The organism is Micromonospora sp. C31 (assembly GCF_018070575.1).
In the GTDB taxonomy this organism is placed as follows: domain Bacteria; phylum Actinomycetota; class Actinomycetes; order Mycobacteriales; family Micromonosporaceae; genus Micromonospora.
The window spans coordinates 146,745-170,382 of the sequence record NZ_JAGPXN010000013.1; the positions used below are offsets into that span (position 1 = coordinate 146,745).

At 74.1% G+C, this 23,638-nt stretch carries 6 protein-coding genes; 3 read left to right on the plus strand and 3 right to left on the minus strand.

Going from position 1 to position 23,638, the window contains the following annotated elements:
- Positions 1 to 11 precede the first annotated feature (11 nt).
- The 3 genes from KBX06_RS18585 to KBX06_RS18595 all read right to left on the minus strand — a co-directional run bounded on the left by KBX06_RS18585 (position 12) and on the right by KBX06_RS18595 (position 14,795).
- On the minus strand, positions 12 to 7,133 hold the full coding sequence (locus KBX06_RS18585; protein ID WP_210836560.1) for a non-ribosomal peptide synthetase: 7,122 nt from the start codon (positions 7,131 to 7,133) through the stop codon (positions 12 to 14).
- Positions 7,130 to 13,591 carry a non-ribosomal peptide synthetase gene (locus KBX06_RS18590; RefSeq protein WP_210836662.1) on the minus strand — a complete coding sequence of 2,154 codons (6,462 nt, stop codon included), beginning with the start codon at positions 13,589 to 13,591 and terminating at the stop codon, positions 7,130 to 7,132. The genes KBX06_RS18585 and KBX06_RS18590 overlap by 4 nt, the downstream gene beginning before the upstream one ends.
- A gap of 199 nt (positions 13,592 to 13,790) precedes the next feature.
- Positions 13,791 to 14,795 carry a TauD/TfdA family dioxygenase gene (locus KBX06_RS18595; RefSeq protein ID WP_210836574.1) on the minus strand — a complete coding sequence of 335 codons (1,005 nt, stop codon included), beginning with the start codon at positions 14,793 to 14,795 and terminating at the stop codon, positions 13,791 to 13,793.
- A gap of 219 nt (positions 14,796 to 15,014) precedes the next feature.
- Here KBX06_RS18595 and KBX06_RS18600 point away from each other — a divergent pair, with 219 nt between their 5' ends.
- The 3 genes from KBX06_RS18600 to KBX06_RS18610 are packed head-to-tail and all read left to right on the plus strand — an operon-like array spanning position 15,015 to position 23,634.
- The gene (locus KBX06_RS18600; RefSeq protein WP_091630286.1) at positions 15,015 to 15,233 is read left to right on the plus strand and encodes an MbtH family NRPS accessory protein; all 219 of its coding nucleotides are present in this window, start codon (positions 15,015 to 15,017) and stop codon (positions 15,231 to 15,233) included.
- Positions 15,234 to 15,244: 11 nt separating this feature from the next.
- Entirely contained in the window at positions 15,245 to 17,137 is a 1,893-nt protein-coding gene (locus KBX06_RS18605; RefSeq protein ID WP_210836675.1) for an amino acid adenylation domain-containing protein, read from the plus strand.
- A 2-nt stretch (positions 17,138 to 17,139) separates the two neighbouring features.
- A complete protein-coding gene (locus tag KBX06_RS18610) occupies positions 17,140 to 23,634 on the plus strand; it encodes a non-ribosomal peptide synthetase (RefSeq protein ID WP_210836577.1) in 6,495 nt (2,164 codons plus the stop codon).
- Positions 23,635 to 23,638 lie beyond the last annotated feature (4 nt).

Here is a 23,638-nt window from a genome sequence, read left to right on the forward strand (position 1 = left end):
CGTGACGACGGTCAGCCCTCACCCAGCACGTCGGCGATGACGCGGGCGAGCCTGGTGACGTGCGGCGGCTTGATGACGCTGAAGTGGTCGCCCGGCACCCGGTGCACCCGCACGCCGCCGGTGCAGAGCTCCTCCCAGCGCGCCAGGTAGTCCGGGTAGCTCTGGCCGGAGGTGACCTCGTGCCGGCCGTCGGCGAGCTCGTCGCTGACGATCAGTTCCAGCCGCCCCGGCCAGGGACGGTGCCGGTACTCGACGTCGACCTCCATGACCTCGCGCCAGATCCGGACCTGCCGGGGCCACGAGTCCCCCACACCGCGCTCGGGCAGCGCGATGCCGGTCTCCTCGTCGACGTCGTCCACGAGATGCTCGAGCAGGTCGAGGATCTCCCGGCGGCGTTGCGGCGTGTCGCCCCCGTCGCCGCCGGCGCCCACCTCCTGCAGCAGCAGTTCGAGGCGGCGGATGAGGGCGAGCTCGCTCCAGGCGTCGGCGCGGGTGTGGATGTCCAGGCCCGGATCGAGCAGGATCAGCGTCACCTCGTGCCCGTCCTCGACCAGCCGGTGGGCCATCTCGCTGGCGATGCCGCTGCCGCCGCACCAGCTGAACAGCCGGTACGGGCCGTGCGGTTGGGCCCGGCGGAGTTCGTCGCCGTAGCGTTCGGCCATCTGCGCGGTGGTGGGCGTGCCCTCCGGGTGCGGGCCCGGCCATTCGAACGCCGCCACCGGCTGGCCGGGGGGCAGGTGCGGGGCCAGGCGCAGGTACCAGTGGGCGCTGCCACCACCGGGGTGCACGCAGAACAGCGGAGGCCGGCCGTCGCCGTCGCGTCGCAGCCACATCATCGCGCCGGCCGTCGCCGCCGGGTCCTGAAGTGTCGCGGCCAGCCCGGCGACGGTGCGGTGTTCGACGAACGAGCCGAAGGTCAGCTCGTAGCCGTGCCGACTGCGCAGCGTCGCGGTCAGCCGCATCATCGCCAGCGAGTGGCCGCCGAGCGCGAAGAAGTCGTCGTGCACACCGATCCGCTCGATGCCGAGCGCCTCGCTCCAGGCGGTGGCGATGTGCTGCTCGACGTCCGATCGCGGCGCGACGTACTCGACGTCGGTCACCGGCCGCGAGCCGTCCGGCGCCGGGAGGGCGCTCCGGTCGACCTTGCCGTTGCGGGTGTACGAGAAGTCGTCCACGGACAGGTAGTGGTGCGGGACGAGGTGCTGCGGCAACCGTTCACGCAGGTGGTCGCGCAGCGCGGCCACGGACGCCGCGGTGCCGTTCGCGGGGCGGGTGTACGCGACGAGCGAGGCGTCCGGGGTGCCGGCCCGGTGCACGGCGACCACGGCGGCGGCGACCGCCGGGTGGGTGGCGAGGGCGTGCTCGATCTCGCCCAGCTCGATCCGGAACCCGCGGACCTTGACCTGGTGGTCCCGGCGCCCGTGGAAGTGCAGGGTGCCGTCGGGGTCGCGGGAGACCACGTCGCCGGTGCGGTACATGCGCTCGCCCGGCCGGGACGCGTACGGGTCCGGCACGAACCGCTCGGCGGTGAGTGCCGGCCGGTTGAGGTATCCGCGCACCACGCCCGCCCCGCCGAGCACCAGTTCCCCGCGTACGCCCGGAGGCAGCAGGCGCAGTTCGTCGTCGACGACGTAGGCGCGCACGTTGTCCAGCGGGAGCCCGATCGGCGGCGGTGCCGTGGCCGTGGCCGGTAGCTCGGCGATGGTGGCGACGACGGTGGTCTCGGTGGGTCCGTACGCGTGCAGGACCCGGACCCGGTCGGCCCACCGCGCCGCCTGGTCGGCCGTGCACGCCTCGCCACCGGTGACCAGCACCCGCAGGCGCGGGAAGGCGGCCGGGTCGAGGCGGTCCAGCAGCGGCGGTGGCAGGGTCATGTGGGTCAGCGCGGCCGCGTGGCGGCGGAGGTCACCGGGGTCGGCGTCCGGCGGGGGCAGCACCAGCGTCGCGCCGTTGGCGAGGGCCAGCAGGATCTCCCAGACCGACGCGTCGAAGCTGGGAGAGGCGAACTGGAGCACCTCGTCCCCGGCGTGGGCGGCCAGGACCCGCCGCTGGGCGTGGCAGAAGTTGAGCACACTGCGGTGGGTGACCGCGACGCCCTTGGGCCGTCCGGTGGAGCCCGACGTGTAGATGACGTAGGCGAGGTTGTCCCCGTTGAGCCGTACCGCCGGCGGGTAGGCCGCCCGGGGTCGGCCGTTCGCGAGGTCGGCGACGAGCACCGTCGCGGTCGTGCGCGGCAGCTTTGCGGCCAGGTCGCCGTCGGTCAGCACCACCACGGGCGCCGCGTCGCGGATCATGTCGCCGACCCGCTCGGCGGGATAGGCCGGATCGAGCGGCAGGTAGGCCCCGCCGGCCTTGAGGACGGCCAGCATCGCGACGATGAGGTCGGTCCCGCGGGGCAGGTGGATGCCGACCACCGTGTCGGCCCGGGCGCCCAGCTCCGCCAGGCGCGCGGCGAGGCGGTCGGACCGGTCGTGCAGCTGCCCGTAGGTGAGCGTGGCGTCGCCGTGCCGCACCGCCACCGCGGCGGGCGCGGCGACCGCGCGCTCGACGACGAGGTCGTGGACGAACGGTTCCGCCGGGAACCGCTCGACGGGCTGGTACGCCTCGACCGCCCAGGCCCGGTCGGCGGCGCTCAGCCCGACGTCCGTGTCGCCGTCGGGGTCGGCGGCCATCGCCTCCAGCACGTGCCGGTAGGTCCGGGCCAGCAGTTCGAGGTACGGCCGGTCGATGTCGGCGGGCCGGGCGCCCAGCCGCAGGACTCCCGGGAAGGTCCACACGTCCAGCCCGACGCTGCTCGGGCTGAAGTCGTCGACCATCTCGACCGACTCGGCGGGGCCGTCGAGCACGTGGAAGTCCAGGTACGAGAAGCCGACCCGCAGCAGCGGCGTGCCATTGCCCCACTGGCGTTGCATGGCCGGCAGCGGGTAGCGGCGGTGCGGCCAGAGGCGCGCCTCACCGGCGAAGACGGCTTGGACCAGAGCCCGCCAGGTGCGGGCGGATGTGTCGGCGGCGAACGGCACGGTGTTCAGGTACATGCCGAACACCTCGTCGCCCCGCAGCCGCTCGGGCCGGCCGTTGCAGAGCAGGCCGCTGAAGAACCGCTGCCGGCCGGTGACGATGCTCAACACCTTGAGGTGCGCGGCGTGCAGCACGCTCTTCAGGGAGGTGCCGGCGGCGGCGGAGAGCCGGCGCAGTGCGGGACGCAGGTCGGCCCACGGCACCTCGATGACGGTCGCCGGGGCGTCCGACCCGGTGCCCCACGCCGGCGGGAGTTCGAGCCGGTCCGACCCGGCGACGGTCGCCGCCCAGAAGCCACGGTCCGTCGCCGAGGCGAGGGACTCGCGCTCGCGGGCGACGAGGTCGGCGAAGCGCACCGCCGGCGGTGGCGGCAGGTCGGGCCGCTCGCCGCGGCGCAGCGTCCGGTACGACGAGATCAGCATCCCCACCGTGGAGGTGTGGCTCCAGCCGTCGAGGATGGCGTGGCTCTCCGAGTGGGTCAGCCGCCATTCGGAGTCGCCGAGCTGGTGCACGTGGTAGCGCAGCAGCGGCGCCGTGGTGATGTCGAACGGCCGGACGCGCTCGGCCCGCAGGTGCGCGCGTACCGCCTCCTCCTGCTCGTCGGGCCGCAGCCCGCGCAGGTCGTCATAGCCGATCGGCAGGTCCACCGACGCGTGGACGAGCTGCATCAGTTCGGAGTAGCCGGACAGGTCGAACGACGTACGCAGGATCTCGTGCCGGTCCGTGAGCAGCCGGCCGGCCTCCCGCAGCGCGTCCAGCGAGAAGGGCAGCTCATCGGTGATCCCGTAACAGGAGACGTTGCGGTAGACCGGCCGGTCGCCGCCGGAGAGCATCTCGAAGAGCATGCCCGCCTGGTTCTGGGTGATCGGATAGGCGTCGACGAGCCCGTCCGGCAGCCGGCTGCGGTCCGCGTCGCTCACCAGCGCGAACCGGCCGACGGTCGACTCCGCCTCCTCGGCCGGCCCGGTCCGCACGGCCACACCCGCCAGCTCGGCCACGCTCTGGTGCGTGAACAGGTCCTGGACCGACACGGCGAGGCCGGCCGCCCGCAGCAGGCCCACCATCCGGATCGCCCGCATGGAGTCGCCGCCGAGCAGGAAGAAGCTGTCCGTCACGCCGACCGTCTCGATGCCGAGCGCCACGCCGAACGCGTCGGCTATCCGCTTCTCGGTCTCGTCGCGCGGGGCGACGTGGCCGTCGCCCCCGGCGCCCGGCACCGGGTCGGGTGCCGGCAGGGCGCGGCGGTCCACCTTGCCGCTGGCCGTCAGCGGCAGGGCGGGCAGGATCCTCCAGCGCGCCGGAACCATCGCGTCCGGCAGCCGAGCCAGCAGGTACGCGCGCACCCGGTCGACGGTCTCCGGCCCGACGAGATGGCCGACGAGTTGCCCGTCGTGGACGGCCACCGCCGCCGCGGTGACGCCGGGAGCCTCGTGCAGCACGGCCTCGACCTCGCCGAGCTCGATGCGCTGACCCCGGATCTTCACCTGGTCGTCGATCCGGCCGAGGTACTCGATGCTGCCGCAGGGACGGTGGCGGGCCAGGTCACCGGTGCGGTACAGGCGCCGCCCCGGCGCGGCGGCGAACGGGTCGGGGATGAACCGTTCGGCGGTCAGCGCGGCCCGGCCGAGGTAGCCCCGGGCGAGCTGCACGCCACCGATCAGCAGCTCGCCGGGGACGCCGACCGGGGCGGGCCGCAGGGCCGCGTCGACGATGTGGGCGGTGGTGTTGGCGATCGGGCGGCCGATGGTGACCGGCTCGCCGGGCTCGCACCGCGTCGCGGTGACGTCGACCGCGGTCTCCGTCGGGCCGTACAGGTTGTGCAGCTCGCAGCCGATCCGATCGTGCACCTTGGCGGCCAGCTCGGCCGGCAGCGCCTCGCCGCTGCAGATCAACCGCCGCAGGGACGGCAGCGCCCCGACGGGTTCGGCCAGGAAGGCCCGCAGCATCGACGGCACGAAGTGGAGGGTGGTGATCCCCTCCGTCCGGATCGTCTCGGCCAGGTACGCCGGGTCGCGGTGCCCGCCTGGACGGGCGAGGACCAGCGTCGCGCCGGTGACCAGCGGCCAGAACAGCTCCCACACCGACACGTCGAACCCGACCGGCGTCTTCTGCAACACCCGGTCCGAGGCGTCGAGGCGGTAGACGTCCTGCATCCACAGCAGGCGGTTCACGATCGCGCCGTGCTCGATCAGGACACCCTTGGGCCGGCCGGTCGACCCGGACGTGTAGATGAGGTAGGCGGCGTGCCCGGGCGTGATCCGCTCCGACGGCGAACTACCGCCGGCGGGAGACGCCTGGTCCTCGGCGGCCAGGAAGTCCTCGGTGATCACCAGGCGGGCGCCGGAGTCGCGCACCATGAAGGCGCGGCGCTGCGCCGGGAGGTCCGGGTCCACCGGCAGGTAGGCGGCGCCGGCCTTCAGGACCGCCACCAGCGCCCGCATCAGGTCCAGGCCGCGGGGCAGGCAGATCGCCACGACGGACTCGGGTCCGACCCCGGCGTCGCGCAAACGCCGCGCGAGGACGTCGGCCTCGGCGTGCAACCGGCGGTACGACAGTTCCTCGCCGTCGAAGCGCAGCGCGACCGCGTCGGGCGTACGGGCCGCCTGCGCGTCCAGCAGCTCGGTCAGGGTGTGGTGGGGGTGCGCGACGGCGGTGTCGTTCCAGGCCGCGAGTTGGGCCGTCTCGGCGTCGGTGAGCATGGGCAGCCGCGCGGCCGGGGCGTCCGGATCGGTGACGACGGCGCTCAGCAGCCGCCGGTAGTGCCCGGCCAGCCGCCGCACGGTCGCGTCGTCGAACAACGCCGTCGGGAAGTCCACCCCGCCGGAGAGGGAGCCGTCCGCCTCCTCGGCCAGCCCGAGCGTCAGGTCGAACTTCGCCGTGGTGGGGCCGGCGGGCAGTTCCTCCCCCACCAGGCCGCCCGCGTCGAAGCGGGCCGACCCGCCCTCCTCGAAGAGGAACATGGTCTGGAACAGCGGGTTGCGGGACAGGTCCCGCTGCGGGGACAGCGCGTCCACGATCCGTTCGAACGGCACGTCCTGGTGCGACTGCGCGTCCAGCACCGCCTCCCGGACCCGGGCCAGCACCTCGACGAAGCTCGGCTCGCCGGACAGGTCGGTCCGCAGCACCAGCGTGTTGAGGAAGAGTCCGACCAGGCCGTGCACCTCCAGGCGGTCCCGGCCGGCGGCCGGGGTGCCCACCGCGACGTCGGTCTGTCCGGTGTAGCGGGTCAGCAGGAGCTGGAACGCGGCCAGCAGCACCATGAACGGGGTGGCGTTCGACGCCCGGCCCAGTTCCCGCAGCCGGCCGGCGACGGCGGCCGGCACCGTGAAGGTGACCAGCCCGCCGTCCGGGTTCCACACCGGCGGCCGGGGCCGGTCGGTCGGCAGCTCCAACGGCCTCAGCCCGGCCAGCCGGTCCCGCCAGTGCTCGACCTGCCGGTCCAGCCGGTCCCCGGCGAACCGGGCCCGCTGCCAGAGGGCGAAGTCCGCGTACTGGATGGGCAGCGGGGCCAGCGGGGAGGGCCGGCCGGCGACGAACGCGCCGTACAGGGCGGCCAGTTCGCGGAGGATGATCCCCTCGGACCAGCCGTCGGAGGAGATGTGGTGCATGGAGAGCACCAGGGCGTGCTCGTCCTCGGCGAGCCGGACCAGCCGGGCCCGCAACGCCGGACCGGCGGCCAGGTCGACCGGGCCCGGCGTGCCGAGCAGCTCGGTGAGGCGCTGCCGGGCCGTCTCCCGGTCGGTGTGGCCGAGGTCGGTGACCGTCAACTCGACCGGGGCGGGCGGGTCGACGACCTGTGCCGGCGCACCGTCGACGACGACGTAGCGGGTCCGCAGGATCTCGTGCCGGGCGACCAGTTCGGTCAACGCCCGGCGCAGCGCGTCGGCGCGCAGCGGGCCGCGCAGCCGCAACCCGACGGACATCAGGTACCCGGTGCCGCCGGGCTGTAACTGGTCGAGCACCCAGAGGCGGTGCTGCCCGAAGGACAGCGGCAGCGGGCCGGTGCGGGGCGCCGGGGTGATGGTGTCGGCGCGGCGGGACTGGCCGGCCCCGCGCAGGCGCCGCTGGAGCAGTTCCTGTCGCGGGGACGCGCTCGGGGGGTGGCTGGGGGTCACAGGTTGCCCTCCTTCAGCAGTTCCGCCACCTCGGCGTCGGAAAGCCGTGAGATCTCGTTTTCGATGGCCGTGTGCACCGCGTCGGCGAGGTCGGCCACGGTCGTCTGCTCGAACAGCAGGCGCAGCGGCAGGTCGAGGTCGAAGCTCTGCCGCAGGTGCGCGAGCACCCGGGTGGCGAGCAGCGAGTGACCGCCGAGGTCGAAGAAGTCGTCGTGGACGCCGACCCGGTCGACCTCCAGCACGGTGGCCCAGATGTCGGCCACGGCCTCCTCCAACGGGGTACGGGGTGCCTCGTACGCCCGACCGGGGTCGGCGCGGACGGGTGTCGGGGCGGGCAGCGCCCGGCGGTCGACCTTCTTGCTGGTGGTCAACGGCAGTGCGTCCAGAACCATCCACTGGGCCGGAACCATGTAGTCCGGCAGCCGGTCCCGCAGGTGGGCCCGGAGTTCGGCGACCGCCGGCGGGGTGCCGTCCCGGCAGACCAGGTAGGCCACCAGGCCCTTCTCGCCCGGCTGGGTCTCGCGGGCCACCACCGCGACCGCGCGGACCGCCGGGTGCTCGGTCAGGGCCGACTCGATCTCGCCGAGCTCCATCCGGAAGCCCCGGATCTTGACCTGCTGGTCGATCCGGCCGAGGAACTCGATCGTCCCGTCCGGCCGGTACCGGACCAGGTCGCCGCTGCGGTAGAGCCGGCCGCCGGGGTCGTCGCCGAACGGGTCGGGCACGAACCGGTCGGCGGTCGGTGCGGGCCGGTCCAGGTAGCCCCGGGCCAGCCGTGCCCCGCCGAGCAGCAGCTCACCGGGCACCCCGACCGGTACGAGGTTCAGGTGCTCGTCGACCACGTAGGCGCGGGTGCCGGGGACCGGGCGGCCGATCGGCAGCGCCTCGGTCCGCTCGCCAGGCGGGTCGCCGGTGACCGGGTGCAGCAGGCAGGTGACGGTCGCCTCGGTCGGGCCGTAGTTGACCAGGAACCGGCCGGGCAGCCCGGTGGCCGCCCAGCGCCGGGCGTCGGCGACGGTGACCACGTCGCTGCCGACGTTCATCAGCTTGAGGTGCCGCAGCCGGTCGTCATCGGCCGGCAGGGCGTCCATCACCTCGCGGTAGTAGGCGGGGGTGATCTCCATGTGGGTGATCCGGTGCCGGGCGAGCCGGTCCGGCAGCTCGGCCGGGCTCCAGAAGACCGGGTCACTGACCACCAGGGTCGCCCCGGCCAGCAGGGTTGCCACCATGCCGTCCATCGCCACGTCGAAGGTGAGCGCGGAGAGCAGTACCACCCGGTCGCCGGGGCCGATGTCGTACGCGCGGGCGATGACCTCGCAGTGGTGGGCGTACGCGCCGTGCGGGATCATCACGCCCTTGGGTCGCCCGGTGGAGCCCGAGGTGTAGATGACGTAGGCGAGATCGTCCGACCCGGTCGACGGGTCCGGTGCGGTGGCGTCCCGACCGGCGATCACCGCCCGGTCGGCGTCCACGGCGACCACGGCCACGCCGTCGGCGGCGACCCGGTCGGCGAAGCGCGCCTCGGTGACCACCACCGTGGCCCCCGCGTCGGCGAGCATGAAACGCAGCCGCTCGGTGGGGTGGTCCGGGTCGACCGGAAGGTACACCCCGCCCGCCTTGAGCACCGCGAGCAGCGTGACCACCACCTCCAGTCCGCGTTCGAGGCAGACCGCGACCGGGACCTCCGGGCGCACCCCGAGTCCGCGCAGGTGGTGGGCGAGCCGGTTGGCCCGGCTGTCCAGCTCGGCGAAGGTCAGCCGCCGGCCGTCGAATTCCACCGCCACGACGTCCGGGTGCTGCCGGACCCGCCGGCCGAACAGCTCCACCACGCCGGCGCCGGCCGGTCCGGCATCGCCCAGCGGCGCGGCCGGCTCGCCGGCCCACGGCCCGACGAGGTACGCCCGCTCGACGCCGGTGGGCAGGGTCAGGTCGCGCAGGGCGGTTCCCGGCGCGGCCGCCACCTGGGCGAGCAGGTGCAGGTAGTGCCCGGCCATCCGCTCGACGGTGCAGCGGTCCCAGAGCGCGGTGGCGTACTCGAACCAGCAGCGCAGCCGACCGTCCGGGTGCTGCTCGACGGAAAGGGTGAGGTCGAACTTGGCCACCGGGAAGGCGCTGTCGACGTGCTCGATGGTGGTCGGGCCGAGGGTCCCGGTCATCCGTTCCAGGTGTTGCAGTTCGAACATCACCTGGAACAGCGGGTTGCGGGACAGGTCCCGGTCCGGCCGCAGCGCGTCGACCAGCCGTTCGAAGGCGACGTCCTGATTGCGGAACGCGTCCGTCACGGTGCGGCGCACCTGGTCGAGCAGGACCGCGAAGGGCTGGTCGTCGCCCAGCTCGGCGCGCATCACCAGGTTGTTGACGAAGAAGCCGAGCAGGTCCTCGGTCTCCTGCCGGGTCCGGCCGGCGACCGGGGTGCCGACGGCCACGTCGTGCTGCCGGGCGTACCGGCCGAGCATGATCTGGAAGGCCGCCAGCAGCACCATGAACAGGGTGGCGCCCTCCCGGTTCGCCAGCTCGGCCAGCGCCCGCCCGACGTCGGTCGGTACGTCGACGACGACGTTGTCGCCGGCCGGGTCCCGCAGCGCCGGTCGGGGCCGGTCGGTGGGCAGCTCCAGCGGGGTCGAACCGGCCAGTTGCCGGGACCAGTAGGCGAGCTGCGCGTCCAGGTTCGGGCTGTCCTGGCGGGCCGCCTCCCAGGCCGCGAAGTCCGCGTACTGCACGGGCAGGTCGGGGAGGACGGTGGCGGCGCCGCCCCGCGCGTACCTGCGGTAGAGGGTGTCGAGTTCGCGCAGGAGGATCTCCATCGACCAGACGTCGAACGCGATGTGGTGCAGGGTCAGCGCGACCAGGTGCTCGTCGGCGGCGACCCGGATCACCTGGGCCCGGATCGGGCGTTCGGTGGCCAGGTCGAAGGGCCGCCCGGCCGCGACCCGCAGCAGCGCCTCGGCACCCTCGACGACGTCCGGCGCGCCGCTGAGGTCGATCAGCTCCCACCCGACCGGTCCCGGCGGGTCGACCACCTGCGCCGGCTCGCCGCCGATCGAGCGGTAGCGGGTGCGCAGGATCTCGTGCCGGTTGACGACCTCGTCCACCGTCCGCCGGAACACCGCCACGTCGAACGGGCCGGTCAGCCGCATCGAGATCGGGATCAGGTATTCGAGGCTGCCCGGTTCGAGCTGGTCCAGGAACCACATCCGGCGCTGGCCGAGGGAGAGCGGCAGGTCCCCGTCCCGCGCCACCGGTCGGATCGCGGTGTCGGCCGGCTCGCCGGTGGACCCGCCGGCGCCGGGGCGGGCCCCGTCGACCAGGGCGGCGAGTGCGGCGACGGTGGGGGCGGCGAAGAGCTGCCCGACGGTCAGCTCCACCTCGAGCGCCCGGCGCACCCGGAGCACGCCCCGGATGGCGAGCATGGAATGGCCGCCGAGGGTGAAGAAGTTGTCGTTCCGGCCGATCCGCTCGACGCCGAGCAGCTCGGCCCAGATCCCGGCGACGACCCGTTCGGTGTCGGTGGCCGGCGGCAGGTACCTCCGGTCGGCACCGGGGCGGGGGCCGTCGGGCGTCGGCAGGGCCGCCCGGTCCAGCTTGCCGTTCGCGGTCAGCGGAAGGGCCGCCAGGCTGATCACGGTGGAGGGGACCATCGCGGCGGGCAGCCGGTCGGCGAGCGTGTCGCGCAGGCCGTCCGGATCGATCCGGGCACCGCCGGCGGGAACCACGTACGCGACCAGCTCGGCGTCGCCCGACGGCGGCCGGTGCAGGGTCACCACCGCCGTGTCGACGCTCGGGTGCCGCCGCAGGGCGGCCTCGACCTCGCCCGGCTCGATGCGTACCCCGTGCAGCTTGACCTGGTGGTCGAGGCGGCCCAGGTACTCCAGGCTGCCGTCGTCGCGCCACCGGGCCAGGTCCCCGGTCCGGTACAGGCGCTCGCCCGGGGTGGCGCCGTACGGGTTGGGCGTGAACCTCTCCCCGGTCAGGGCGGGCCGGCCCAGGTAGCCCCGCGCCAGGCCGACCCCGCCGAGGCAGAGCTGACCGGCCACCCCGACCGGCACCGGCCGGTCGTCCGCGTCGAGGACCAGCACGGTGCAGCCCGGCAGCGGCCCGCCGATCGGCACGGTCCCGGTTCCCTCGTCACCGCGGTAGCGCCAGGCGGTCGCGTCGATCGCGCACTCGGTGGGGCCGTAGGTGTTCCAGATCTCCACGGCCAGCAGGGCCTGAAGCTGCTCGCAGAGTGCCACCGGCAGCGGCTCCCCCGCGGAGCAGACCACCCGCAGCGCGGCACACCCGGACAGGTCGGATTCGTGCAGCAGCACCCGCAGCACGGACGGCACCAGTTGCAGCACCGTGACGTCGTGTGCCCGCACCGCCCGCAGCATCGCGCCCGGGTCGCGGTGCGCGTCCGGGGCGGCCAGCACGACCGCGCCGCCGCTGACCAGTGGCGCCAGGAACTCCCACAGGGAGGCGTCGAAGCCGAGGGCGGTCTTCTGGAGCACCCGGTCGGCGGCGGTGAGCCGGTACTGCTCGACCGACCAGAGCACCCGGTTGCGGATGCCGGCGTGGGTGACGACGACGCCCTTGGGCCGGCCGGTCGATCCGGAGGTGTACATGACGTAGGCGGCGGCGTCGGGGTCGGTGGCCGGCGGCGACCATGCCGCGTCGTCGGCGCCGCGACCGGCGTCGGCCCCGGTGTCCTGGCCGGCGTCGACGAGCACCACCGGGGCGTCACCGGCCGACAGCAGGCCCCGCAGGGCCGTTTCGGTGACCAGCACCGACACCCCGGCGTCGGCCGCCATGAACTCCAGCCGGTCGACCGGCTGGTCGGGGGCCAGGGGCACGTAGACGCCGCCGGCGAGCAGCACCCCGAGCAGCGCGGTCACCAGGTCCGGTCCACGGTGCACCGCGACCCCGACCGGGGTGCCGACCCGGACCCCCACGGTGTGCAGGTGCGCGGCGAGCTTCCGGGCGCGTCCGGCCAGCTCGGCGTAGCCGACCTCGGTGCCGTCGTCGGCGATCAGCGCGGTCGCGTCGGGGGTCGCCGCCGCCTGGGCGAGGAAGAGTTCCGGCAGTCCCGGACCCGCGGCCCGGTCGGCGCCCCGGCTCCACCCGCCCAGCACCTCCCGGCGCTCCCGGGGGGCCAGCAGGTCCAGCTCGTCCAGGGGGACTTGGCCGGCGACGACGACGCTCAGCAGTTGCCGGTAGTTGGCGACCATGCGGTGCACGCGAGGGCCGTCGAACAGCGCGGTGGGGAAGACCACCTCCCCGTGGTACGAGCCGTCCGGCCGCCCCACCAGTTGCAGGGAGAGGTCGAACGCGGCCGAGGTCCATGAGGTGGGCTGCTCGGTGACGGCCAGGCCGGGCAGGGCGAAGGGTGCCCGGTCGGCGTTGTGCAGCCCGAACCCCACCTGGAACAGCGGGTTGCGGGACAGGTCCCGCTCCGGGGACAGCTCCGCGACGATCCGGTCGAACGGCACCTGCTGGTTGTCGTAGGCGTCCAGGGTGGTGCCGCGGACCTGGTCGAGCAGGTCGAGGAAGCACGCCGGGGCGGCCAGGTCGGCCCGGAGCACGACGGTGTTGACGAAGAGGCCGATCAGGTCCTCCAGCTCGACCTCGTGCCGCCCGGCCACCGACACCCCGACCGCCACGTCGGTCTGACCGGCGTACCGGCCGAGCAGGAGCTGGAAGGCGGCGAGGAAGACCATGAAGGGGGTGGCGCCCCGGTCCGCGCCGAGCCGGGTCAGTGCGGTCGCCAGGTCCGCCGGCACGGTGAAGGTGAGGCCGTCGCCGGCGGCCCGCCAGTGCGCGGGCCGGGGCCGGTCGGTCGGCAGGTCCAGCGGGGCGAGCCCGGACAGCCGCTCCCGCCAGTAGCCGAGCTGGGCGTCGACGTGCGGCCCCGCCAGCCAGTTCTCGCGCTGCCAGGCGGCGAAGTCCGCGTACTGCACGGGCAGCGGCGGCAGCGGGCCGGGCCGGCCGGTGACGGACGCCCCGTAGAGGGCGTGCAGTTCCCTGGCGAGGACGCCCCAGGACCAGCCGTCGAAGGCGATGTGGTGCACCACGAACAGCAGGACGTGGTCGTCCGCCGCGAAACGGATCAGCCGGGCCCGCAGCGGTGCGTCCTCGCGCAGGTCGAACGGGGCGTCGAGGGCCGCCTCCAGCACCTCGTCGAGGCGGCTTTCCCGGTCGCCGGCCGGCGGGTCACCCAGGTCGACGAGGTCGACGTCGACCGGACCGGGCGGGTCGATCACCTGCACGGCACATCCGTCCACCGTGTCGTACCGGGTCCGCAGGATCTCGTGCCGCGCGCTGATTCCGGTCAGCGCGGCCCGCAGCGCGGTGGTGTCGAGTGGGCCGCGCACCCGTACCGCCTGGTGCAGAAGATACTCGCTGGCACCGGAGCGCAACTGGTCGACGAACCAGAGCTGCTCCTGCGCCGACGACACGGCGTGGCCGTCCTCGTGATCGGGCAGCACCGCCCCGCCGGTGCCGACGTACCGGCTGTCGCCGTCTGCCATCAGTCTTCGCCTCCGTGTCCGGGCCGGGCATCGCTGCGATGCCGTCGGGAGTTGCCGTTGCCGGGTGGGCGACGCCGCCGCCGCGCCGGTACGCGTGCGGAACAGCCGCCCGTCGGTGCGGTGTGCGAGGGGGCCCTCGGCACACCGACGACGCTCACCCGGGGGCGGCGCCGGCCGCCGCGAGCGCCGCGCGGTACGGCTCGGCCATCGCCACGGCGATCCTGCGGTCGCCGGTGAACGGTTCCCGGGCGTGCGCGGCGAGCATGTTGTCCACCACCAGGACGTCGTCGCGCTGCCAGTCGAAGCGCCGCTGGGCCGCCCGGTAGCAGTCCCGCAGGTGGGCCACCACGTCGTCCGGGATGCACCCGCCGTCGCCGTAGTAGGTGTTCGTGGGCAGCTCGGTCTCGTCGAACAGTTCCCGCAGCCCGGCGCAGACCTCCTCGGCCAGCGTGGTCACGTGGAAGAAGGTCACGTGGTTGAACCAGAGCAGCTCACCGGTTCCCGGGTGCCGGTGCACGGCATCGCGTCGGGCGCGGGTACGCAGCCCCGAGCCGGTCCACTCCACCTCGATGCCGCTGCGGGCGCAGTAGCGGGACACCTCGTCGCGGTCGTCGGTGTTGAACGCCCGCTGCCAGGGCACGCCGAAGCCCTCGTGGAAGTTGCGCACCACCAGCCAGCCCCGGGCGATGAACTCGGCGGACACCGCCGGGTCGATGCGCTGGCGCACCAGGCGGGTGTCGGCGAGCGGGGTGGCGCCCAGGGTGGCCGGCGTACGCAGGCAGTAGAAGTAGAGCGTCATGGGCCAGTCGGCCTGGTAGGAGTTCTCGTTGTGCAGGAAGATCTCCTCGGCCGGCGGGAAGTCCGTCGAGGTGTAGACCCGCCCCTGGATGGTGCTACGGGGCGACGAGCGCTCGGCGTAGTCCAGCGGCTCACCGGAGAGCGCCCGGACCACCCCCTCGAAGCCGGCCACCCCGCCGACGTCGAACCCGCGCAGCAGGACGGCCCCGTGCGCACGCAGCCGGGCCCGGATCGCGGCCCGGTCGGCGGCCAGCCGCCCGCCGATCGGCTCCCCCGGCGTAGCGGCGGTCAGGACGAACGGAAGCGGTCTCTCGGCCGGCCCGCGCGGCAGCGGCGGCACCGTCATCCGGGGCGTACTCATCGCTTCTCCTGTCGGCCTCTGGGCTGCCGGTCACGCGGCACGGCTCAGCCTGTCCGCTGAGGCACGGGTCAGAAAGAGAATCCCCGGCAAGGCTGGTACGGGTTTTTCTGCCAGTTCTTCTCTACGTACGGCGATCGGCGTCCCGGCAGGGTGTGTGACCGGCAGTGGGACCAGTGTCGTGTCGTACGACACGGCTGCCCTTCCCGAGGAGGAGCCGGCATGTCCGACGAGAACACCGATGAGCGCGCGTACCGGGTCGTGGTGAACGACGAGGAGCAGTACTCGATCTGGCTGGGCGACCGGGAGCTGCCGCTCGGATGGCGTGCGGAGGGCACCGAGGGCACCCGCGAGGAGTGCCTGAAGCGGATCGACGAGGTGTGGACCGACATGCGCCCGCTCAGCCTGCGCCGGCGTATGGAGCAGGCGGCGGGCCGGTAGTCGTGACCGCCATGGCGAAGCTGACCGCGGCCGACGGGCACCGGGTCCCGACAGGGTGGAACGACACCGCGGTCGGATATCCGACCGACCCGTGCCTGCACGAGCTGGTCGAGGAGCAGGTACGGCGTACCCCGGACGCGATCGCCGTGGTGTCCGACGAGCGGACCGTCCGCTACGTCGAGCTGAACCGCGAGGCCAACCGGCTCGCGCGCCGGCTGCGGGCAGCCGGGGTGCACGCGGAGTCGGTGGTGGGCGTGTGCCTGCACCGGGGGGTCGACCTGGTGGTGGCCCTGCTGGGGGTACTCAAGGCGGGTGGCGCCTACCTGCCGGTGGACCCGGACCAGCCGGCGGACCGGATCCGCTACCTGCTGACCGACTCGGGGGCGACGACCGTCGTCACCGGCCCGGGTGTCGACCACGGGCCGCTCGCCGCCGCCACCGGCGCCCCGGTCCGGGTCGACGACGACCGCCGAGAGCTACCGGACGGCGACCCGGAACCGGTCGTCGGCCCGGCCAACGCCGCCTACGTCATCTACACCTCCGGCTCCACCGGCCGACCGAAGGGCGTGGTCGTGGAGCACCGGTCGATCGTCAACCGGGTGCGCTGGAGGCCGGACGCCCGGGGCGCCGACGGCGGCGTGGTGCTCCAGAAGACACCGTTCGGCTTCGACGTCTCGGTGTGTGAGCTCTTCTCCCCGCTGACCACCGGCGCGACGCTGGTGATGGCCCGTCCCGGCGGGCACCGCGATCCGGCGTACCTGGCCCGGGTGGTGGCCGAACGGCAGGTCACCTCGATCCGGTTCGTGCCGTCGATGCTGCGCGCCTTCCTGGACGTGCTGCCCGCCGGCCGGGCCAGCCTGCCGTCCATCCGGCAGGTGCTGTGCAGCGGCGAGGCGCTCCCCGCGGACCTGGTGGCCGCGGCGCACGACCGGCTCGACTGCGAGGTGTTCAACCTCTACGGACCGACCGAGGCGGCGGTCGAGGTGACCAGCACCCGCTGCCTGCCCGGCGAGGCGGTGACCATCGGCCGGCCGGTGGCCAACACCCGCACGTACGTCGTGGACGTCGCGCTGCGGCCGGTGCCGGTCGGCGAGCCCGGGGAGCTGGTGCTCGCCGGGATCCAGCTCGCCCGGGGCTATCTGGGCCGGCCGGGTCTGACCGCAGCCTGCTTCGTCCCCGACCCGTTCGCCGACCGGCCCGGACAGCGCATGTACCGCACCGGCGACCAGGCCCGCTACCTGCCGGACGGCAGCATCGAGTACCTGGGCCGGCGGGACCACCAGGTGAAGATCAGGGGCTTCCGGATCGAACTGGGCGAGATCGAGTCGGTACTGGGCCGGCATCCCGCCGTCCGCGCCGTCGTGGTGGACGTGCGCCACGGCGCGGCCGGCGGCCCGCAGCTCGTCGCGTACCTGCTGCCGGCCGGCCCGGAGCCGGTCGACCACCTGGCGGTCCGCGCGTACCTGGCTGAGCGGTTGCCGGAGCACATGGTCCCGCAGCGCTGGGTGACGCTCGACGACCTGCCGCTGACCGGCAGCGGAAAGGTCGACCGCGGGCGGTTGCCGGAGCCCGCCGCAGCCGGCCCGGTGCCCGACGCACCGACGGTGGCGCCGCGTACCCCCACCGAACGGGTCGTGGCCGAGGTGTGGGCCGAGGTGCTGGGCGTCGACCGCTGCGGTACCCACGACGACTTCTTCGACCTCGGCGGTCACTCCCTGCTGGCCACCCGGGTCGTCGCGTTGCTGCACGAGCGGTTCCCGGTCGACCTGCCGGTCAGTGCGGTCTTCGAGGCGCCGACCGTGGCAGAACTGGCGACGGTCCTTGAGCGGGCCGTCGAGGAACGGGTGGCGGGAATGTCCGAGTCCGAATTGGAGACGATGTTGGCACAGGTGGGCGAGGAATGACGATGCCCGAGGATTCGTCCCCGACCACGACCGACGCCCGTCGTCGGGCGCTGGTGGAGGCGCTGCTGGCCGGGCGGGCCCTGGACCGGTCGCCGGTCACCCCGAGTTCGCCGCGGCGACCGACCGGCCCGCTGCCGCTGTCCTACCCGCAGCAGGGGGTGTGGCTGCTCGACCAGATCCGGCCCGGCGGCGCGGAGTACGTCGTGCCGTTCCGCTGGCGGTTGACCGGCCCGCTGGACCCGGTGGCCCTCCGCGACGCCTGGCGGGAGATCATTCGGCGGCACGAGGTGCTGCGGACCCGCTACCAGGTCATGGACGGCCGGCCGAGCCAGGTGGTCGGTCCGGCCGAGCCGGTCGAGCTGCCCGTCGTCGACCTGACCGGATGCGTCGCGGCGGAGCGGCGGGAGCGGCTGGACGCGCTGATCCGCCACGAGGCGGGCACTCCGTTCGACCTGGGTCGGGACGCGCCGCTGCGGGTCCGGCTGGTCCGCCTCGCCGAGGACGAGCACGTCATGGTGCTGGTCGCCCACCACATCGCGTTCGACGGCTGGTCCGTCGGCGTACTGGCCCGGGAACTCGGCGCGCTCTATCCGGCGCTGGTCGCCGGCGAGCCGTCCCCGCTCGCCCCGCTGCGTCTGCAGTACGCGGACTTCTCGGTGCGGCAGCGGGAACGGGCGGCCGGCCTGACCGGGCAGCTCGACCACTGGCGCGACCGGCTGGCCGGCCTCGTGCCGCTGGAGCTGCCGACCGACCGGCCCCGCCCGCCGGTGCAGGATCCTCGGGGCGCGACGCTGCCGTTCACCGTGCCGGCCGACCTCGGTCGCACCCTCGCCTCGATCGGGCGGCAGCGCCGGGCGACCCCGTTCATGGTGCTGCTGGCCGCCTTCCAGATCCTGCTGACCCGCTACACCGGGCAGACCGACGTCGCGGTGGGCACCCCGGTCGCCGGGCGTACCCGCCCCGAGGTCCAGGACCTGATCGGGTACTTCGTCAACACGCTGGTGCTGCGGACCGACCTGTCCGGCGAGCCGAGCTTCGTCGAGGTGCTGGCCCGGGTCCGGGAGGCGGTGCTGGACGCGCAGTCGCACCAGGACGTGCCGTTCGAACGGATCGTGGACGCGCTGTCCCCGCAGCGGGACCTGTCCCGCAACCCGCTGTTCCAGACCATGTTCGTGATGCAGAACGCCACGGGGGCCGACTTCGACGGGGCGGGGCTGCGCGCGCGGCAGGTGCCGACGCTCTGGCACACCGCGAAGTTCGACCTGACCGTGCAGATGACCGAGGAGGCGGACGGCTCCTTCTCCGGGGTCGTCGAGTACGCGACGGCGCTGTTCGACGACGCGACCGTGCGGCGGCTGGCCGGGCACTACCGGCGGCTGCTGAGCGCCGTCGTCACCGATCCGGACGCCCCGGTCACCCGGCTGCCCATGCTCACCGACGCCGAGACGGCCCAACTCGCGGCCTGGAACGACACCGCCGTCGACCACCCCCACGACACGCTGCTGCACCGGCTGGTCGAGGCCCAGGCCGACGCCACCCCCGACGCGGTCGCCGTGGCCGACGACCAGCACGAGCTGACGTACGCCCAGCTCGACGCCCGCGCCAACCAGCTCGCCCACCGGCTGATCGCCCTCGGCGCCGGCCCCGAGCGGATCGTCGGCGTCAGCGCGCGACGCCGCGTCGCCCTCGCCGTGGCCCTCGTCGCCGTGCTCAAGACCGGCGCGGCCTACCTCCCGCTCGACCCCACCCACCCCGTCGACCGGCTCCGTTGGATGCTCGCCGACGCCGGCGACCCCGTCACCCTGGTCGACGCCCCCGACCAGCACGACTGGCACCCCGGCCCGCGGGTCCACCTCGACGACCCGACGCTCGCCGACGAACCCGTCGGACGACCCGGCGCCATCGTCGACGACCGTGGCCCCGCCTACCTGATCTACACCTCGGGCTCCACCGGCCGCCCCAAGGGCGTCCTCGTCGACCACCGCGCCATCGTCAACCGGCTCCGCTGGATGCAGGACACCTACCGCCTCGACCACACCGACCGGATCCTGCAGAAGACCCCGCACACCTTCGACGTCAGCGTCTGGGAGTTCTTCTGGCCCCTGACCACCGGTGCCACCCTCGTCATGGCCCGCCCCGACGGGCACCGCGACCCCACCTACCTCGCCGAGACCATCAACCGGCGGCACGTCACCACCGTCCACTTCGTCCCCTCGATGCTGCGCGCCTTCACCGCCCACCTCGCCACCACCCGCACCGCCCTGCCCCACCTCCGCCGCATCGTCTGCTCCGGTGAGGCCCTCACCGACGACCTCGCCGCCAGCGTGCACGCCCACCTCGACGTCGAGCTGCACAACCTCTACGGGCCCACCGAGGCCGCCGTCGACGTGACGGCCACCCGTGTCCACCCCCGGCAGAGCGTCACCATCGGCTCCCCCATCGCCAACACCGGCGCCCACATCCACGACCCCTGGGGCAACCCGGTACCCGTCGGCGTCCCTGGAGAACTCCTTCTCACCGGCGTCCAGCTGGCCCGCGGCTACCACCGCCGGCCCGCGCTCACCGCCGCCCGCTTCACCCCCACCGACGACGGGCAACGCGCCTACCGCACCGGCGACCAGGCGCGCTGGCGTCCGGACGGCACCATCGAGTACCTCGGCCGGCTCGACCACCAGGTCAAGATCCGCGGCAACCGCATCGAACTCGGCGAGATCGAAACCACCCTCGCCGACCACCCCAACGTCCGGGCCGCCGTCGTCCACCCGCACGGACCCGGCGACGACCGACGACTCGCCGCCTACCTCGTCGCCGCCGACGGCCACACCGTCGACGCCGACACCCTGCGCGCCCACCTGCGCGCGCGGCTGCCCGAGTACATGGTCCCCACCCACTGGATCACCCTCACCGAGCTCCCGCTGACCAGCAGCGGGAAGATCGACCGCAACGCGCTCCCCCCGCCCCACGACCCCACCGCGCGGACCGCCGACCACACCCCGCCCGGCACCCCCACCCAGCACCTCGTCGCCACCGCCTACGCCCACGCCCTCACCGACGGTCGTGGGGCCGACCCCGCCGACGCGGGCGGACACGACCGACCGGTCGGCATCCACGACCGCTTCTTCGACATCGGCGGCGACAGCATCCGCGCCATCCGGGTCGTCGGACACCTCCGCGACCAGGGGCTCGACCTCACCGTCACGGACCTCTTCCGCTACCGGACGGTCGCCGAACTCGCCGAGGCCGTCGACGCCCGGCAGTGCGGACTGCCGGCCGAGGCCACCCGCCTGGTGGACCGTTTCGCGCTGATCGGCGAGGAGGACCGGGCCCGACTGCCCGACGGCGTCGTCGACGCGTACCCGCTGTCGATGGTGCAGGCCGGCATGGCGTACGAGACGCTCGCCGACCCGACCGGCGACCTCTACCTGAACAGCCTCTGCTATCCGGTCGAGGGCGACGCGTTCTCGCTGCCCGCCCTGCACGCCGCCGCCCAGCTGCTCGCCGCCCGGCACGAGATCCTGCGGGCCTCGATCGACCTGACCGGTTACCGCGAGCCGCTGCAGCTGATCCACCAGACCGCGGAGATCCGGGTCGGCCACACCGACCTGCGGGGCGTCCCGGCCGCCGAGCAGGAGACCACGGTGGCCCGGCTGGTCGCCGAGGAGCGGCGGGACCGCTTCGACCTGGGTACGCCGTCGCTGCTGCGGCTGCACGCCTACCGGCTGGCCGACGACCGGTGGCGGCTGCTGGTCAGCTACAGCCACGCCATCCTCGACGGCTGGAGCCAGAACTCGCTGGTCCCGGAGCTGCTGGCGTACTACCGCCGGATCCGGGACGGGCGGGATCCGCGGCCCGCCGGCGTACCGGCCGTCCGGTTCGCCGACGCGGTGGCGCTCGAACGACGGGCGGTGGCCGCCGGGGTGGACCGGAAGTTCTGGGCGTCCCGGGTACGGACCCACGAGCGGCTCGGCATCCCGGCGGCGTGGGCGGGTGGGGGGGCCCGGTACCGGGCGGTGCGGTTGCCCTTCGCCGACCTGGTGCCGGGCCTGCGGGAGCTGGCCCGGACGGCGGACGTACCGCTGAAGAGCCTGCTGTTCACCGCGCACCTGACCGTGCTGGGCACCGTGACCGGGCAGCGGCGCTTCCACAGCGGGCTGGTCTGCAACGGGCGACCCGAGCTGACCGACGGCGACCAGGTGCGGGGAATGTTCCTCAACACCGTGCCGTTCGCCGTGGAGCTGACCGGGTCGAGCTGGGCCGCACAGGCCCGCCTGGTCTTCGCCGGGGAGGTCGCGCTCTGGCCGCACCGGCACTACCCGCTGCCGGCGATGCAACGCGAGTGGGGCGACCAGCGGCCCCTGGTGGACGTCTTCTTCAACTACACCGACATGCACGTGCTCGACCTGGACGGCATCGACCGTTCGGCGATCACCGACACCACCCCGAACGAGTTCGGTCTCTCGGTGTCCAGCGAGCCCGGTCAGCTGATCATCGAGGCCGGCACCGACCGGATCTCGGACTCCCACCTGGACCTGCTCACCCGGACCTACCGGCGGGTGCTGGAGGCGATGGTCGCCGACCCGGCGGGTGACCCGCGCCGGGTGGGGCTGCCGGAGGCCGACCGGCGCGTCCTACTCGGTCTCGGTGCCGGCGCAGCGCTGCCGGTCCCGGACGGGACGCTGCCCGAGCTGGTCGCCCGGCAGGTGGCGGCCACCCCGGGCGCGGACGCGGTGGTCTTCGGCGACGACGTGCTCAGCTACGCCGAGCTGGAGCGCCGGACCAACCGCCTCGCCCACCACCTACGGGAGCTGGGTGTCGGGCCGGGGACGCTGGTCGGGGTACACCTGAACCGGAGCGCGGACCTGGTCGTGGCGTTCCTCGCGGTGCTGGCCGCCGGTGGCGCGTACCTGCCGCTGGACCCGGAACACCCGGCACAGCGGACCGCCTTCATGCTGGCCGACGCCGGTGCGCAGGTGCTGGTGACGGAGACCGCGCTGGCCGGGCGGCTGGACGCCGCCGGAATCCGGACGGTACTGCTGGACGCCGAGCGCGCGGCGATCGCCGCCCGTCGGGAGCAGCGGCTGGCCGACCGGCCCTCCACCGACGACCTGGCGTACGTCATCTACACCTCGGGATCGACCGGCACCCCGAAGGGGGTGATGATCAGCCACCGGGGGCTGGGCAACTTCCTCGCCGCGATGCGGCAGAGGCCGGGTCTGCCGGCGGCGGCCACCGTGGTCGGCCTGACCACCGTGTCGTTCGACCCCTCGGTGCTGGAGCTGTACCTGCCGCTGCTGGTCGGCGGCCGGGTGGTGGTGGCCGACGCGGAGCAGACCCGGGACCCGCAGCGGATGGCCGAGCTGATCCGGACCGCCGGGCCGGCGGTGCTCCAGGCCACCCCGGTGACGTACCGGATGCTGCTGGACTCCGGCTGGTCCGCACCACCCGGTGCGACCGTCCTCTGCGGCGGCGAGAGGCTGCCGACCGACCTGGCGGTCCGGCTCGCCTCGACCGGGGCCACCGTGTGGGACGTCTACGGGCCGACCGAGACCACGGTCTGGTCCACCGCCACCCGGCTGGCTCCGGACGGTCGGCCCGTCGACTTCGGCATGGCCCCGAACGCCGGGCTCCACGTGCTCGACGAGCGGCTGGAGCCGGTACCGGTGGGCGTCCCCGGCGAGATCCACATCGGCGGGGACGGGGTCGCCTGGGGCTACCGCGCCCGGCCCGCGCTCACGGCGGAGAAGTTCGTGCCCGATCCGCACGCCGGGGTGCCGGGTGCACGCATGTACCGCACCGGTGACCTGGCCCGCTGGCACACCGACGGGCACCTGGAGATCCTCGGCCGGGTCGACCACCAGGTGAAGATCCGGGGGCACCGGATCGAACCGGCCGAGATCGAGGCGGCGCTGCTGGCCCACGACGACGTCCGGGCCGCCGTGGTGCACCCGCAGCGGTACGGCGGGGAGCAGGAGCTGGTCGCGTACCTGGTCGGCGGGGGGCGGCACCCGGTACCGGCCGGCGAGCGGCTGCGCGAGTTCCTGCTCCGTACCCTGCCCGACTACATGTGCCCGGCCGCCTACCTGACGCTGGACGCCCTTCCACTCACCCCGACCGGCAAGGTCGACCGGAACGCCCTGCCGGTGCCGCAACCCGGTGCCACCGGGCGGCGGGAACCCGTGCGGGTGGCGCCGCGCACCGGCGACGAGCGGACGGTCGCGCAGGTGTGGGGCGAGGTGCTCGGCACCGACGAGGTGGGAGTGCACGACGACTTTTTCCAGCTCGGCGGGCACTCGCTGCTGGCCACCCGGGTCGCGGTCCGGCTCCGTACCCTGCTGTGCGTCGACGTGCCGGTCCGGGCCCTGTTCGACCACCCCACCGTCGCCCGGCTGGTCGGGGCGCTGCCCGGCTACCCGAAGCGGGAGGACCGGCCGGAAGTCCCCAGGCTGAGCGCCCGCAACCGGCTGGCCGACGTGGCCGCCCGCCGGGGTGCCCGGTGAGCCC